This window comes from Niallia circulans (assembly GCF_003726095.1).
Taxonomy (GTDB): domain Bacteria; phylum Bacillota; class Bacilli; order Bacillales; family Cytobacillaceae; genus Niallia; species Niallia circulans_A.
The window spans coordinates 362859-379464 of sequence record NZ_CP026031.1; the positions used below are offsets into that span (position 1 = coordinate 362859).

Annotated in this window: 14 protein-coding genes; 10 read left to right on the plus strand and 4 right to left on the minus strand. The window is 36.8% G+C overall.

All coding sequences use genetic code 11. The features are described 5' to 3' along the window. Nucleotides 1-16 precede the first annotated feature (16 nt). From C2I06_RS01630 to C2I06_RS01650, 5 genes are all read left to right on the plus strand, one after another. Complete coding sequence (locus C2I06_RS01630; RefSeq protein WP_095332293.1) at nucleotides 17-1180, plus strand: Gfo/Idh/MocA family protein; 1164 nt, start codon at nucleotides 17-19, stop codon at nucleotides 1178-1180. 63 nt (nucleotides 1181-1243) lie between these two features. Beyond that, nucleotides 1244-2062: a sugar phosphate isomerase/epimerase family protein gene (locus C2I06_RS01635; RefSeq protein WP_123257342.1), complete on the plus strand. Its 819-nt coding sequence runs from the start codon at nucleotides 1244-1246 to the stop codon at nucleotides 2060-2062. 12 nt (nucleotides 2063-2074) lie between these two features. Beyond that, nucleotides 2075-2848, plus strand: coding sequence for a sugar phosphate isomerase/epimerase family protein (locus C2I06_RS01640; protein ID WP_123257343.1), 774 nt, complete (start codon nucleotides 2075-2077; stop codon nucleotides 2846-2848). 317 nt (nucleotides 2849-3165) lie between these two features. Continuing rightward, nucleotides 3166-3699, plus strand: a complete 534-nt coding sequence (locus tag C2I06_RS01645) for a cell wall hydrolase (RefSeq protein ID WP_047941620.1) — start codon at nucleotides 3166-3168, stop codon at nucleotides 3697-3699. Between the two features lie 107 nt (nucleotides 3700-3806). Beyond that, nucleotides 3807-4580, plus strand: coding sequence for a serine/threonine protein kinase (locus C2I06_RS01650; protein ID WP_095332299.1), 774 nt, complete (start codon nucleotides 3807-3809; stop codon nucleotides 4578-4580). Between the two features lie 37 nt (nucleotides 4581-4617). Here C2I06_RS01650 and C2I06_RS01655 read toward each other — a convergent pair whose 3' ends face one another. The 4 genes from C2I06_RS01655 to C2I06_RS01670 all read right to left on the minus strand — a co-directional run bounded on the left by C2I06_RS01655 (nucleotide 4618) and on the right by C2I06_RS01670 (nucleotide 9382). After that, nucleotides 4618-4818: a hypothetical protein gene (locus C2I06_RS01655; protein WP_370999853.1), complete on the minus strand. Its 201-nt coding sequence runs from the start codon at nucleotides 4816-4818 to the stop codon at nucleotides 4618-4620. A 287-nt stretch (nucleotides 4819-5105) separates the two neighbouring features. Continuing rightward, nucleotides 5106-6596: a glycine betaine ABC transporter substrate-binding protein gene (locus C2I06_RS25720; protein WP_123257344.1), complete on the minus strand. Its 1491-nt coding sequence runs from the start codon at nucleotides 6594-6596 to the stop codon at nucleotides 5106-5108. A 94-nt stretch (nucleotides 6597-6690) separates the two neighbouring features. Continuing rightward, a complete protein-coding gene (locus C2I06_RS01665) occupies nucleotides 6691-7806 on the minus strand; it encodes an ABC transporter ATP-binding protein (RefSeq protein ID WP_095332303.1) in 1116 nt (371 codons plus the stop codon). 337 nt (nucleotides 7807-8143) lie between these two features. Continuing rightward, the gene (locus C2I06_RS01670; protein WP_163186681.1) at nucleotides 8144-9382 is read right to left on the minus strand and encodes a helix-turn-helix domain-containing protein; all 1239 of its coding nucleotides are present in this window, start codon (nucleotides 9380-9382) and stop codon (nucleotides 8144-8146) included. A gap of 206 nt (nucleotides 9383-9588) precedes the next feature. On the opposite strand from C2I06_RS01670, the gene C2I06_RS01675 reads away from it, so the two are divergent. From C2I06_RS01675 to rlmD, 5 genes are all read left to right on the plus strand, one after another. Beyond that, nucleotides 9589-10902: an ABC transporter substrate-binding protein gene (locus C2I06_RS01675; protein WP_123257345.1), complete on the plus strand. Its 1314-nt coding sequence runs from the start codon at nucleotides 9589-9591 to the stop codon at nucleotides 10900-10902. Nucleotides 10903-10995: 93 nt separating this feature from the next. Next, nucleotides 10996-11913, plus strand: coding sequence for a carbohydrate ABC transporter permease (locus C2I06_RS01680; RefSeq protein WP_082138282.1), 918 nt, complete (start codon nucleotides 10996-10998; stop codon nucleotides 11911-11913). After that, nucleotides 11913-12740: a carbohydrate ABC transporter permease gene (locus C2I06_RS01685; RefSeq protein ID WP_206427982.1), complete on the plus strand. Its 828-nt coding sequence runs from the start codon at nucleotides 11913-11915 to the stop codon at nucleotides 12738-12740. The genes C2I06_RS01680 and C2I06_RS01685 overlap by 1 nt, the downstream gene beginning before the upstream one ends. A 24-nt stretch (nucleotides 12741-12764) precedes the next feature. Next, a complete protein-coding gene (locus tag C2I06_RS01690) occupies nucleotides 12765-14801 on the plus strand; it encodes a beta-galactosidase (RefSeq protein WP_123257346.1) in 2037 nt (678 codons plus the stop codon). 244 nt (nucleotides 14802-15045) lie between these two features. After that, entirely contained in the window at nucleotides 15046-16413 is a 1368-nt protein-coding gene (rlmD, locus tag C2I06_RS01695) for a 23S rRNA (uracil(1939)-C(5))-methyltransferase RlmD (protein ID WP_371471869.1), read from the plus strand. Nucleotides 16414-16606 lie beyond the last annotated feature (193 nt).

The window sequence follows — 16606 nt, forward strand, 5'->3', positions numbered from 1 at the left end:
AAGGAGACGGAGAAGATTGGCTAAAGTCAAAATAGGCATTATCGGTATTGGTAATATGGGAAGTTCGCACGCCATGTATTTAAATAATGGTGAAATTGCGGGAGCGGAATTAGTTGCTGTATGTGACAGCAATCCAGAAAGATTGAAATGGGCAAAGGAAACATTAGGAGAGCATATTCAGCAATTCGATCATGTTGACCGCTTTTTTGAATATGCGGATATGGATGGAGTTATTATTGCAACGCCTCATTATGATCATCCGCCATTGGCAATTCAATCACTAGAACAAGGGTTTCATGTTTTAGTTGAAAAGCCTGTAGGTGTATATACAAAAAAAGTAAGGGAATTAAACGAGGCTGCAAGCAAAAGCGATAAGGTATTTGGGATTATGTTTAATCAGCGAACCAATCCCTTATATCAAAAGCTGAGAGAGCTTGTGCAAAGTGGCGAAGTGGGAGAAATTAAACGAACAAACTGGATTATCACCGATTGGTATCGTTCACAAAGTTATTATGATTCAGGTGGCTGGAGAGCGACATGGGCGGGGGAAGGAGGCGGAGTTCTTCTAAATCAAGATCCGCATCAGCTGGATTTATGGCAATGGACAAGTGGATTAATGCCTAAACGAGTCCGCGCATTTTGTGGATTTGGGAAGTTTCATGATATTGAAGTAGAAGATGATGTGACCGCATATGTGGAATATGAGAATGGAGCAACAGGCGTCTTTGTAACATCTACAGGTGATTCTCCTGGCACGAATCGCTATGAAATATCGGGTGATCGCGGAAAAGTAGTGATAGAGGATGGAAAGTTAACCTTCTGGCGACTAAGACAATCGGAAAGGGAATTCAATAAAGAATATAAAGGGGGGTTCGGCGAACCGGAATGCTGGAAAATTGATATTCCTATTAAAGGAGAAGCTACACAGCATAAGGGGATCACAGCAAATTGGGTAAATGCTATCCGCAATGGGACAGAGCTGCTTGGACCTGGTGTAGAAGGCATAAAGGGATTGGAAATCTCGAATGCCATGCATTTATCGGCATGGATCGATGATTGGGTTGAACTCCCTATTAACGAAGATCTTTTTTATGCTAAATTACAAGAAAGAATAAAGACATCTACTTTTAAAAAGAACAAGCATGCATCGATTACATTAGATGTGAAAGGTTCTCATTAAAGACAGGGGCAGATTAGTCTGTCCTTTTTTTCAAGAATAAGAAAAATGTGGGAGGTACAGAAGATGAAATTAGCTTTTACTACTCTTGGATGTCCTCATTGGAATTTAGAAACAATTATCCAACATGCAGTGGAAAATGGCTATTCAGGCGTTGATTTTCGTGGGCTGCTAGGAGAACTTGATCTATATAAGCTTCGTGAATTTTCAGCAAATGTAAAAGAAACGGTACGTCTCTTTAAGGAAGCTTCTTTAGAAATTCCGTGTTTTTCCAGTTCAGTCAAATTGGTAACTCAATCGCAAGAAGAATATGAGAAGTATGTAGAGGAATTAAGAGAGTACGCATTGCTCTGTAAGGAATTCAACACTCCATATATTCGTGTATTTGGTGGGGCAATCGGAAAGTGGAAGAGAGAAGAAGCAATGGAAATCGCTGAGAAAAATATCCATGATTATTTGGCGATTGTAGAGGATATCAATGTCAAACTTCTCCTAGAAACACATGATGATTGGACAGATAGCAGATATGTGAAAGAGCTGGTTCAGCGAGTTTCCTCTGATTATTTGCAAGTATTATGGGATATCCATCATCCCTTTCGAACAATTGGTGAAAAGCCTGATGTTACTTGGGAGAATCTTGGGGAATGGGTTGCCTACACCCATTGGAAGGATTCTTATCTAAAAAAGGAAGCAGAAAGAGGCTATCAGCTTTGTTTTTTAGGAGATGGGGATATACCATTACAAGACATATACACTTTATTAAAAAGGAACGGGTATGATGGCTACTATACATTAGAATGGGAAAAAAAGTGGTGTCCTGAATTGGAGGAGCCGGAAATAGCCTTTAAGCAGTTTAGTAAGTATATGAAAAATATTCTTGTGTAGGGGGGAAATCCTATGAGGTTCGGATGCTGCGCTGCTATTGATCAGGCAGAGGCATTGGATAAAGCGGGGTATGATTTTATCGAATGTACGGTTATTTCCTTAATGCCAGAAGAAAAGGCAGAGGTATTTAAACCAATATTAGAAAAATATCAAGCTTCGCCTTTACCTATTGAAGCTTTTAATATTCTTTTGCCAAGTGACTTAAAAATAGTGGGCGATAAGGTAGATAATCAGCGAGTGAAAGATTATTTAAAATCTGCATTAGAACGTGTTTGCCGAATAGGTGCGGATACAATTGTATTCGGTTGTGGTGGTGCAAGAAGTTTTCCGAAAGGACTGTCGAAAGAAAAGGGCAGAGAACAAATGGCAGCCTTTTTATCAACAGTATCGGATATGGCGGACCAATTAAGCTTAACGATTGTAATAGAACCGCTCAACAAAAAAGAATCGAATATTATTAATAGTATTTCAGAAGCTGTTGCATGGTCAAAGGAATTTAATCAAAAATCGTTAAAAACATTGGCTGATTTCTATCATATGGAAGAAGAAAAGGAACCACTTACGAATCTCTATGAATATAAAAATTTTATCCAACATATCCATGTTGCTGATACGAATAGGCTGGCTCCTGGTACAGGAATGTATCCCTATCCTGAGTTTGTGCGAAACATTCATAAAGCAAACTATGATGGCAGAATCTCCATTGAATGTAATTGGAGGAATTTTGCAGAAGAAATTGGACCAGCACTTGATTTCTTAAAAAGCAGTTTTCTTATCATTAAATGAGTCTTTAAATTTTTTTAGTACCTTTTTATTTTTGGTTACAGATAAAAATGGTTTGTAACAATCCTGCCTAAAATTTCCTAAAATTAGATGTTATTTGCTAACTAACTCGATTGGTTAATACTTCCACCATGTTGTAAATCCCTTTTTTAGTAAGCTATCAACCTAGCAATCTTTCGTTTACCACTTTTTGGACAATGAATCGAAATATTACATCTGCTAGCCTAATAGAAGACATCAGAAACAACGACTACTAGGAGGTAAGAGATTTGAAAAAATTAATAGTAGCCGCTGGATTAGTGCTATCTATTTCAGCATTTATGTTAATCGATAAAGCAGATGCAGCAACGAATCGAACGATTCAATCTGGGGATACTTATTGGAAAGTGGCCAAGGGCTTTGGGATTCCAATCGGTGATTTAATGAAGGCAAATAATAGCAAAGCCTTAATTACAGGTCAAAATATTATTCTACCAAATGCCACTGTTTCACCAGCCGATAAAGATTTAATGGCGAGATTAGTTCGCGCTGAGGCTGTTGGTGAACCATATGCAGGAAAAGTTGCAGTAGCAGTGGTTGTTTTGAATAGAGTAAAAAGTAATCAATTTCCGAATACTATTCGTGATGTCATCTATGAAAAATCGAATGGATATTATGCTTTTACCCCTGTTCAAAATGGGGAAATTAATAAGGCAGCTGATGCGGAGTCAAAAAGAGCCGTTAATGAAGCAATTGCATTAGATGGAAAAGGAAATGGTTCTCTGTATTTCTTTAATCCAAAAACAGCTACAAGTGACTGGGTTTTCTCACGAGAAGCAACGGTTACTATTGGAAACCATCGTTTTGCTAGATAAATAGTAAAGGGGCACCGGTCTTAAGATTGGTGCCTTCAGATTTTTAAAGTGTAGACTCTTTTTGTTACAATGAACCATAGAACATCAAATAGAAGGAGTAAAGCATTTTGAAATGGAGTTATTTAACACGTTGGATTTTTGATAGGCCGCATAAGAAGGGCACCACTCTGTATACATATGAAGTTGAAAAATGCCTTGGATTGGGAGCATATGGAATTATTTACTTGTGTAAAGATAGAATGGGGAAGAAATATGTAGTTAAACAATTACGGCCAAGCAAAGGAAAAAAACAGCGTGAACGTATGCGATTTAAGGATGAAGGGGAATTGTTGAGAAAAATAGATTGTCATGCAATCCCGTCTCTTCTTGATGTATTTACAATAGAAAAACACCATTATTATGTCATGGAATATATAAATGGGGAAAATATAGAGGATTTATTGTTTTTTCAAAAGCAAAAGTTTACAGAATTTGAATCCTTACGCATGATGAAACAGCTTCTTTCTATTATAAATTATCTACATGACCATCATATCTATCACACGGATATTAGACCACCTAATGTAATTCTTAAACAAAAAAAGGTGTATTTGATTGACTTTGGATTAGCGAAACGAGTCGATATAGACAATTTAAAAGAAGTAAGTAATTCTCGCCAAGATGATTATTATGATTTTGGACAGATGCTTTTGTTTTTACTATATTCAAATTTTAAAGGGAAGAAAGGCAAGAAGCGCACATGGTTAGAAGAATTAACCTTGCATCCGGCAACAGTCCAGCTGCTCAAAAGATTATTAGGAATTTCCATACATTATAGCAGCGGAGTAGAAATAGAAAAGGATTTAGATAATGCCCTAGCTATTTTAAAAGAAGCAAACTAGAAAAACTCTTGTAACTTGCTACAAGAGTTTTTTTGTATTAGCTACTATGCTTTCGGCGTTTATAATAATGACTACCGCCGTATGGATTCCGTTTCCGATGGTCCGAACTACTATAGCTTTTGGATTTTCGATAACCTCTTCTATCACTGCTGCTATATCTTTTATAGTTCTTATGACGACGACTATTACTATAGCTTCCTGAAAATTGCTGTATCTTCTTCATAATTTTTCTAAACATTTTCTCACCCCTTTGGAGATTCCACTAGATATTAATTTTAGCAAATAGCGTGAAAGTAAAACGAAAATTTACAAAAAAAATACATGAATGTAATATAAATCGTTGCTTTTTAAAATGAGTCTGCTTACAAGTGATGAGTTATTGATTTGCTAAACGATACGAAAGCATTTGTGGAGCAGCATGATTTAGAAGAAATTCTTAAATTGGCAGAATGATAGATAGTTTGAATTGAAAGACCACAAAGGGGTTATAGAAAATCTATAACCCCAACATATCAGCCTTATAAACTAATCAATAAGCCCTTCTTCTTTCAAAAATTCGACCGCAACATCTTCATATTGCTCTTTATCAATATCTACTTTTGCATTTAATTCTTGCATTTTTTCATTATCAATTTTTCCGACAAGCATGCTTAATACTTCTTCTAATTCTGGATATTTCTCTAATGTTTCCGCTCTAATTACTGGTGTTGCATAGTATGGTGGGAAGAAGTTCTGATCATCTTCTAGAACTTGTAAATCAAATGCTGGGATACGGCCGTCTGTTGAAAAGGCGTCAATAACATCGACATCACCGTTTTTAATCGCACTGTACATAATACCAGAGTCCATTGCTTGCGTATTTTTAAATTGTATTCCATAGGTATCGATAAGACCTGGATAGCCATCTTCTCTTTCTAAGAATTCCGGTTCAGATCCTAAGGTTAGGTCCGGTGCGATCTTTTTAAAGTCTGAAATAGTCTTTATTTGGTACTTTTCCGCATCTTCTTTGCGCATGGTTAATGTGTATGTGTTGTTAAATCCAAATGGCTCTAGCCAAACTAAATTATAGTCTTCTTTAAATCTTTTTTTCACTATTTCATAGGCTTCGTCAGGATCACTAACCATATCTTCCTTTAAGATACTTAATAATCCAGTACCTGTATATTCCATATACATATCATAATTTCCGGTATTAACCCCCTCAAAGGCTGGGGCGGTTCCGCCAAGAAAAGATTCATAATTTACTTTTAAGTCTGTGTGCTCTTCAATGAGATGCCCCATGATGTACACCATAATTTCTTGTTCTGTGAAATTTTTTCCAGTAATAGTGATGCTATCCTTTCCGCTTTTTCCACTGCTGAAATTGGCAATGACAGTCGAAAGTGGAAGGATTACAATTAAACCTGCAACAATCCAGATTCGTATTTTGCTTTTTTTCACTTTTTTATTTTGAAGACCTTGAGGGGTCACATCTGTTTCTAATAGTTTTAATAAGTAATCAAATATAATAGCCAAAAGGGCAGATGGGATGGCTCCAGCAAGGATAAGGCCAGTATTATAGGTTTGTAAACCACGGAAGATTAAATCTCCCAGTCCGCCTGCGCCGATTAATCCAGCGATTGTTGCCACCCCGATTATTAATACTGTTGCAGTCCGAATTCCTCCCATAATAACGCTTAAAGATAGTGGCAATTCAACCATCCATAACACTTGGCGATTGGTCATACCCATACCTACGCCAGCTTCGATTGCAGATTTTTCTACTCCGACAATTCCTAGATATGTATTGCGCAAAATAGGTAATAGACCATAAACGGTTAAAGCAATAATGGCTGGAAGTTTCCCAGTACCGATGAATGGTACTAGAAATACTAGTAATGCCAAACTTGGTATGGTTTGAAATACGCCGGCTACTCCAATGATGGAGTCTGCAATTTTTCTGTGGCGAGTTAAATAGATTCCTAGTGGAACGGAAATCACGATTGCAATGGCAATAGAGATAAGAGAAAGATACATATGCTCTAAAATTAAATTCCATATTGTCGGCCAACGGTTGATGAAGACATCTATTGTGTCTGTGATTATATTAGGAATGGCTCATCCCTCCTTTTTATTCTCCAATTTGGTCAGCAATATATTCCACAAGACCTGCACGGTTGACAATACCAATAATTTTAGAATGCTGGTCAATTACTGGAATAAAGCCATATTGGGATTCACTAACAAGTTGAAAAGCTTTTTCCGTTGTTTCTTCAAGATGAAGCGTTTTTATATTCGTATCCATTATATCTTTCAAGGTTAATTCTTCTTCTCTATATCGTTTTTGTACCTCCCACACATTCGCTATTCCGAGAAAGGTATTAGATTTGTCGACGACCACTAGACTATCCACACGCTTTCTTCTCATTAATTTCAATGATTCTGCAAGACCGCGAGACTCACCGGCTGTTACAGGAGGGACCATTAATTTTGCTAATTTAGGTAAAGAAATATTTTCTTGCAAACGATCTTCTCCAATAAAATTGCGGACAAATTCATTTGCTGGGTGACGTAATATATTTTCTGGCCGATCTAATTGCACAATTTCTCCGTCTTGCATAATACAAATTCGATCCGCTATTTTAAGAGCTTCATCCATATCATGTGTAACAAAGACAATTGTTTTTTTGATATCCTGCTGCAAGCGGACTAATTCATCTTGCAATTGTTCGCGGCTGAGAGGATCCAAGGCACTAAACGGTTCATCCATCAAAATTATTTTCGGATCTGCCGCAAGTGCTCTAATAACCCCGATTCTTTGCTGCTGTCCACCGCTTAATTCAGAAGGGTAACGATCACCAAATGTATCAGGATCTAACCCGACCATTTTCATTAAATCATTAATTTTGTCTACATATTGTTCTTTTTTCCATTTTTGGAGTCTAGGAACGAGCGATACGTTTTCTTTAATCGTCATATGGGGTAATAAACCTATTTGCTGAATGACGTAGCCAATAGTTCTGCGGAGTTTTACAGGATCCTCTGTGGAAATATCCTTTCCTTCGATTGTAATGGAACCACTAGATGGTTCTATAAGTCGATTGATCATTCTCATCGTAGTTGTCTTGCCAGAACCACTTGGACCAATTAGAACAAGTAATTCTCCTTCCTTTACCTCGAATGTAATATTCTTCAGCGCTTTAAATCCATCTTGAAACGTTTTGGTTACTTCTTTAAAATGAATCAATTTCTACGAACACCTCCAGACCTTTCTTTAAAACTAATTACCCGTTTTTGCTAACTAACTAACCGCCTTTTTTAAACTATTTATGAAAGACATTTACTATTATATCATTATTTTTAGAAAAATAAGACCAAAAAGGAATATTTAAGGGAATTATAATTAGAATTTTCAATGAAAAGATAAAGGAGAATAATAATGTAATTATATTTTGGAGAATCCTAGAACGAATTATCTGACTAGCTATTTGTTACCAAATATGTATTTATAAGAAATATTTAATACGGACAGGGGTTATCCTAACACAAGTAAATAACTATTGGATAAGCCCTAATTCTATTCTCTATAAAAAATTAACCGTATTCTTTCTAAATTGTTTAGGAGTAATTCCGGTATACTTTTTAAATACTTTCGTGAAATAGCTTTGATCGGTAAAATGTAAAAGGGCATGAATATCAGATAAGGAATGTTCTGCAAAAGTCATCAGTTTTTTTGCTTCCTCAATTTTCATTTGCTGTATGTATTCACTAATAGGAATTCCCACTTCTTTTTTAAATAAGTTGGATAGGTATTTGGGGCTGATAGATAAATGCTCTGCAATGGACTGTAAGGTTAATGGTTCATAGATATGCTTGTAAATATAGTTTCTGCACTGAAAAATCGGTCGCGAATAATTTTCCCTATTTGTTTTAGCTACTTTATCTGCAAATTCATACAAGATATTTTCTGTGAAGAAATGAATGTCCTTTATATCTTGTAATTCCTCTAAGTCTTGAATGTAGCGGTCTCCTAAAGAATAGGCGATTTCAGGATGAAGACCGCCTGTAATGGCCGCACGGGTTGCAAGGGTAATGGTTGCAATAGTTAAATTTTTTTGATTTCTTACTTCATTTTTTTTAGAAAGTTTTCCAAAATGAAAGGAAGTATTTTCTTTAAAGGCTTTCCAATATGCAAGCAGATGTTCTTTTTGTCCATCTATAATAAATTGATAGAGTTTTTTCTCAGCGATAGGATCATGGTGAAAGGAGGAATTTTGGTGTGTTTCTAATATGTATTTATTTGCAGTCTTGTCATCGGTTAAATGATTGGGCGATTGCATTTTTGGAATGATAATGTCTTTGTCATAAATCTTGTTATTGTATAAAAAATAGATAAGTTTGCAGATTTGTCCTAATTTCGCATTGCTTATGACGGGAAGAGAATAATAATAGTCGCTTAAGGCTTCTTCCAAACCTTTTTTCCGATAGGCAGTAATCAAGTTATCTATCAGCAGTCTACTTGGTCGTTTAGATAAAACGGGGCCTAAAATAATGGTACCTAAGTTGGCAATCGGAATGATGGATACGTTTTCAAAAAAAGGTGTACCTATTATGGCGGGAGACAGAGAATTCTTTCCATTTCTAGGAATGACCTGTCTATAAAAGGATTGTTTAGAAGGATAAAGAGGATTAATTAGTTCGTTCGCTGTTTTTTCTGCCATTATAGTTCCTTCATTATTAAGTAAAGTAATAGAGATATTTAATATATCTGTCATTAAATTACATATATACTCCAAATTCTTCATATTTAGACGATTTCCCACTAGATTCTCCTCCATTAAATTGAATGTTGTCAAAATTTAGAGAGTGATAAGGTAGTTGAAATACCAAAATAATAGAAATTATACCATAACCATCTTTGATAACAGTATATACTTGGACTACTCAGGTAAGCGTTTTCTATTCATTTTGTTTTCTTTTTAGATTTATAGAAAGCAGAAAAAATCTCTTTTAAAAGGAGTGGAACTTTATGAGGAAAATCTATGGTTTTGTTTTATTATTTCTATTTATGATTGTGTTAGGGGCATGTAGCAATAGCTCCTCAACGAGTACAGAAGATCTAACCATTCCAGATAATCCAGAGGATATAAAAGGGGATGTCACCGTCTGGGCCTGGGCATTGGAAGCAAATTATTTAGAAAAGGATGTACTTCCTGCTTTTAATAAGAAATATCCTAATGTAAACGTGAAGGTTGAGCATATTGGTGTTGATCAAGTATATCAAAAGGTTAGTGCGGGTCTTTCATCAGGGGGAAGCGGATTACCAGATGTAGTACAGGTAGAAAATAATCGTATTCATTCATTTACAGATGATTTTCCTGATGCATTTACAAATTTAAGTTCACTTGGCTTTGACAAACATGAAAATGAATTTTCTAAGTCGAAAATAGATGGGTTAAAGGATAAGGATGGAAATATCATTGCAGCACCAAGAGATTTAGGACCAGTGGGTGTTATCTATCGGACAGATATTTTTGAGGAGGCAGGAGTTGACCCAGCGACTATCAAAACATGGGATGACTATATCAAAGCGGGGAAAAAGGTTGTTGAACATACGGGGAAGGCATTTCTAGGAACAGATGGAGATGGATTGCTTAGAATTATGCTGCAGCAGCAAGGAAGCTATTATTTTACAGAGGATAATAAATTAGATCTTACTTCAGACGCAGCCAAAAAGGCCATTGATATTTTGCAAAAAATGAAGGATGTAGAATTAATTATCTACACAAATAACTGGGATGGGCAAGTAGCAGCAATGAAAAATGGAGAGGTCGCAACACAGCCTGGTGCTGTCTGGTGGAGTGGAACGATGATTGAACAAATGCCTGAGTTGTCAGGTAAATGGGGCATGTTCCAACTGCCTGCTTTTGAAGAAGGGGGAGGGAGAGCTTCTAATGATGGAGGATCTGCCTTAGCGATTCCAAGTAAATCGGATAATAAAGTAGCAGCATATGTGTTTGCTGAATTTGCATCAACAGATGTAGAATCACAAATTAAGGCACTTACGAATAGAGGATTATTCCCAGCGTTATTAGCAGCATATGAAGAGCCGGTTTTCAGTGAAGAACAAGAATATTTTAATAATCAAACATTCTTTAAAGATTTTGCTGATACAGTAACAGATATTCCCTCTGTTAATCACAGTAGTGCAGAGCTAGAACTCAGATCCATTATGACAAGTCAAATGGAAGCGTTTTTACTTGAGAATAAACCAGCAGCACAAATATTGGAGGATGGAAAGAAACAAGCTGAGCAGCAAACTGGATTGGAATCGAGCAATTAAAAACCATTTTTGCTAAAGGATTAGAGGCTGACTTTGAGAATAGCATTTGAACCTATTTTTGAATGCAGCCTCTAAAAAAGGAGGGGGAGAAGGATGTCGGATAATAAAATGCTAGAAACAGGAACAAATTCATTAACTATAAAAAAGAAAAAACAATTTATCACGCCTAAGACCGTTCCTTATCTATTTGTTGGTCCAGCCTTGCTATTGTTTATTGCTTTTACGGTTTATCCTATAATTGCTTCTTTTCTATTAAGTTTTCAAACAAAGGTGGCAGGTGTGTATACTTTTTCTGGGCTTGCGAACTATACACGGCTTTTCAGTGATCCACTCTTTTACAAAGCGCTTGGCAATACATTTATTATTTTGCTAGTGCAGGTTCCGATTATGTTATTCCTAGCCGTCTTATTAGCGAGTGTATTGAATTCTAGTTTATTAAGAATGAAAGGTTTTTACCGGGTCGCTTTTTTTACTCCTGCTGTTACTTCATTAGTCGCAGCTTCCATCATTTTTGTATTGCTGTTAAATACAGACTACGGTTTAATCAATTATTTATTCACTTCAATCGGTCTTGAGAAGGTTCATTGGCTGACAGATCCTTTCTGGGCGAAGGTCTCCCTTATTCTTGTAACAACTTGGAGATGGACTGGCTATAACATGGTTATCTTATTAGCTGGCTTGCAAAATATCCCGAATAGTTTGTATGAAGCAGCTAGTATAGATGGTGCCAGTACAATCAAGAAATTCTTTTATATCACGATTCCACAGCTTAAGCCCGTTCTGTTATTTACTTTTGTAATGTCAACAATTGGCTCCTTTCAATTATTTGATGAGCCGTACAACTTAACAAATGGCGGTCCAAATAATGCGACCATAACGATTACTTACTATCTTTATAATCAGGGCTTCAGTTTCTTTAATTTTGGTTATGCATCGGCCATTGCTTATGTAATTGTGCTCTTTATCGCGGTTCTATCATGGATTCAATTTAAGGTGGTGAGAAATGACTGATGACAAAACAGAAACGCATTCAAAAAATATTTATGCACCTATTTTTACTTATTGGTGTGGTCATTTCGATTGGTCCATTTTATTGGATGCTTGTAGGGGCAACAAATCCTTCAGGCAATGTGCTGGCCTTTCCTCCAAAATTGATTCCTGGTGATTATTTGCTGGAGAACCTACGAAATTTAAGCAATTCTATCGATATTGTCAAAGCGGTAACTAATTCATCAATCATTGCGATTGTTTTTGTCATAGTAAGTTTATTCATTTGTTCCGCAGCAGGCTATGCTTTTGCGAAGTTTAAATTTAAGGGCAGCAATCTGATTTTTGCATCCTTTTTATTGGCGATGATGATCCCATATCAGGCTACGATTATTCCACTATTTCAAATCTTTGGATCGTTAGACTGGATCAATACGTATCAAGCGATTATATTGCCGCAAATATGCTATCCCTTTGCTATCTTTTTGATTAGGCAAAATATGCAGGGAATACCAGATTCCTTAATAGAAGCAGCAAGAATAGATGGGGCTGGAGAGTTCTTTATCTTTTTCAAAATTGCTTTGCCAACAATGAAGCCTGCTTTAGCGGCTGTTGGGATTTTCCTTTTTACTCATCAATGGAATAATTTTATGTGGCCATTAATAGTGATGACAACACAGGAAAATTATACTTTGCCAGTGGCTTTGTCCACTTTAGCTGGTCTTAATTCTATTGATTATGGACAATTGATGTTAGGGACAGCTATTTCGGTAATCCCAGTAATGGCCGTCTTTCTTATCCTGCAAAAGCACTTTATTTCCGGTATTTTAGGTGGTTCGATAAAAGAATAAAGAATATAGATAGGAGTGCAAATAATGACGAAAAAATGGACGGAGGAAAAATTAACACTAGGTGTTTGCTATTATCCAGAACACTGGTCAGAGGAGCTGTGGGAAGATGATTTTCAAAGAATGAAGGAGCTAGGATTTACCTATGTTCGCATGGGGGAATTTTCCTGGACGATATTGGAGCCAGAAGAAGGGGTATATTCTTTTGCTTTATTTGATCGAGCGATTGAAAAAGCCCATAAATTCGGCCTGAAGATAGTGCTCGGAACCCCAACAGCTACACCGCCAGCATGGCTGACCCATAAATATCCTGATGTATTGAATGTATCCCAAACAGGCATACCGTTCCAGCATGGCGCTCGAAGACATTATAACTATAATTCGGAAAACTATCGAAGACTAAGTTCCGCTATCGTGACAGAAATGGCAAAACATTATAGCCATAATCCAGGCGTTGTCGGCTGGCAGATTGATAATGAATTAAATTGTGAAATAGATGTTTTTTATTCGGACGCCGATCATCTAGCTTTTAGAAGATGGGCAATGGAAAAATATCAAACGTTAGATCAATTAAATGAGGCATGGGGAACTGTTTTTTGGAATCAGACATATACCTGCTGGGATCAAGTTTATTTAACTCGCACAACGGTTCCCAATTCTCCCAACCCTCATCATATGTTAGATGAAAAGCGGTTCATTTCTGATAGTGCTATTTCTTATGCAAAAATGCAAGCAGACATTATTCGGAAATATACAAGCAATCAGTGGGTTACCACAAATGGGATGTTTAAGCATCTCGATAATCATAAGCTGACAAATGAAGTGCTAGACTTCTATGCTTATGATTCTTATCCTAATTTCGGCAGAGTATTAGAAGATAAGAGCGATAAGCCTTTGCGAGACCGGAAATGGAGCTGGAACTTAAGTGTAGTCCGCAGCATTTCCCCTAATTTTGCTATTTTTGAACAGCAGTCCGGTCCCGGCGGATGGGTGACACGACTAGAACAGCCGTCGCCTAATCCAGGACAGCTTCGCCTATGGACCTATCAATCGATTGCACATGGTGCAGATTTAGTTATGTATTTCCGCTGGCGAACAGCAACGAAAGGAACAGAAATTTACTGGCATGGCATTAATGACTATCATAATCTGCCTAACCGCCGTATAAAAGAAGTAGAGCAAGTAAGCAAGGAGATTCAACTAATCGGAGAGAAGATAGCAGGAGCGACTTACCAGGCAGAGATAGCAATCGTCACTAATTATGATAATGAGTGGGATGCGGAATTTGATAAGTGGTCAGGACCTTTTGCTTCCCTTAGCAAAGAGGCATGGTTTAAGGTGCTGCAGTACAATCATATACCTGTAGATGCCTATAATCTAAATAGTAACTCTAATCTAGATGAGTTGAAAAAATATAAAGTACTGGTGTATCCTCATGCAGCGATTGTATCAGAACAAACAGCGAATTTGCTGAAAAAGTATGTAAAGCAAGGTGGTAAATTGATACTAGGCTGTCGCACTGGATATAAGGATGAAACAGGTCAAGTCTATATGAAGGCATTCCCAGGTTATCTAGCAGACCTTACGGGAATAACGGTAGAGGATTTTACAAGGGAAGCACCGTTTGAAACTACTCCAATCGTAATCTACAAAGAAAAAACAGAGATTAAGACTAGAGGATTTTATGAGACTTTAAAAATCGAATCAAAAGATACGAAAGTAATAGGGAGGTTTTCTGACTGCTATTTTGAAGGAAAGCCCGGCCTGGTTAAGCACCAATATGGAGAGGGAGCTTGTTATTATTTTGGAGGCGTGTTTACTATCGAGCTTGTTGAAAATTTACTTGAAGAAATACAAATAAATAATAATAACAAATTTGATTTACCTGAAAGTGTAGAGTTGTCCATACGCAAGAAAGAAGGGAAGGAATTTGTTTTCTTATTAAATTATTCCCATGAGACGCAGGAACTGGAAGTCAAGGAGGGAATGACCAATATTTTAACAGGAGAGAAGGTACATCAGAAGATACAATTGAAGGGTTATGATGTACTTGTGTTAGAGTAGAATATCAGAGGGATAAAGAGGCTTAAGGAAGGACGTTGTAAATAAAGCAACGTCCTTTTAAATTTACTAATATCTGCAAAATAAAAATTATTATTTTCATATTGTATGATTGTCCTTTATACTAGGGAAGTATGTTAAAAATAGAGTAGCTAGATCCCTCAAAGAAATGATTCTTTTCAAATAAATTAGCTAGTGAATTTTTGTAAGGAGGAAATGTCGTTTGACCACTATTGAAAAAGAAACAATGATTGTTGATATTAAGAATGTTGATGAAAAAGGTGCTGGACAAGCAGTTGTTTGGCGCGAAAATGAATTAGGCAACAAAAAGAAGCTAAAACTAACAATCCCGCAAACTTTACCAGGTGAAAAGGTAAAGGTAACAGTTGATCAGCCGCATAGAAGACATCGAAAAGCGATGCCAGAAGAAATCATAGATGCACATGCGGAAAGAATTGGACCAGCTTGTCCACATTTTGAAAAATGCGGCGGATGTGTATGGCAGCATTGGGATTATAATGGGCAATTACAACAAAAAACCAATCATGTAAAACGGGTGATTGAAGAACAAGGATTTGATCCTAGCTTAGTAAAAGATACAATCGGCATGGATGAGCCTTGGAGATACCGCAATAAAATGGAATTTACCTTTGCTGCGGATGGTTCTCTTGGTCTACATGAGCAAGGGAATTTTAGAAAAATTATTTCCTTAGAAACTTGCCTGATCGCTGGAAAAGAAATGGTGGAAGCGGCACTTGAAATAGCCAATTGGGTAAAGGAACATGCATTAAAAGGTTATAATAAAGATACACATGAAGGACTTCTTCGTCATTTAATGGTGAGACAGTCTTTTGCTACAGGGGAAATGATGTTGGCGCTATTTGCGACAGAAGCTCCAGACGGTTCTTTGAAAGATGCAGTGGATACAATAGTTGCTCGTATTACCGAAAAGTTCCCACAAGTTAAAAGCTTTATGTGGTTAGAGAATACCGATTGGGCAGATCGTACGCAATCAGAAAAAAGTCATACATTAGCTGGGAGAGATTTCATTTACGATGAAATGGATGGATATCGATTCCGCGTCTGGTTTGATACTTTCTTCCAAACGAATCCGACGCAAGCACAAAAATTAGTCGATTTAGCTGTAGAAATGGCGGAACCAAAGAAATCAGAGAATATGATTGATCTATTCTGTGGTGTCGGTACATTTTCTCTTCCATTCGCGAGCAGGGTTGGCAAGCTTGTCGGGATTGAAATTGTCGAAAGTTCGATTGAATCAGCAAAACGAAATGCAGGAGATAATGGTATTGATAATACTACTTTCCTAGCACAAGATGCCCGAACTGGATTAGCACAAGTATTAGAAACATTTGGCAGCCCTGAGTTATTGCTGCTAGATCCTCCTCGCTCTGGTGCAGGTGGAAAGGTAATGAGACGTATCGGACGTTCTCAACCAGAAAGAATTGTATATGTATCATGTAATCCAGATACCTTTGCTACTGATATTAAGCAACTGGAGCCATTTGGATATACATTGAAAGTGGTTCAGCCAGTCGACTTATTCCCGCATACCGTTCACGTTGAATGCTGTGCATTATTAGTAAGAAATAATTAATATTTGATAAGCTGATTTCAGATTTTTTCTGCTATCAGCTTTTTTATTGTTATAGATAGAAAATGGAGTTGTATTAGTATTGTAGAATCTCCATTTTAAAAAAAATTATCCCCTATGTAGGGAAAATATGAGCAATTGGAGAAAGAGGAATTGTAAATATCTAGTTATTTCTCCCAAATATCCCGGCGAATCT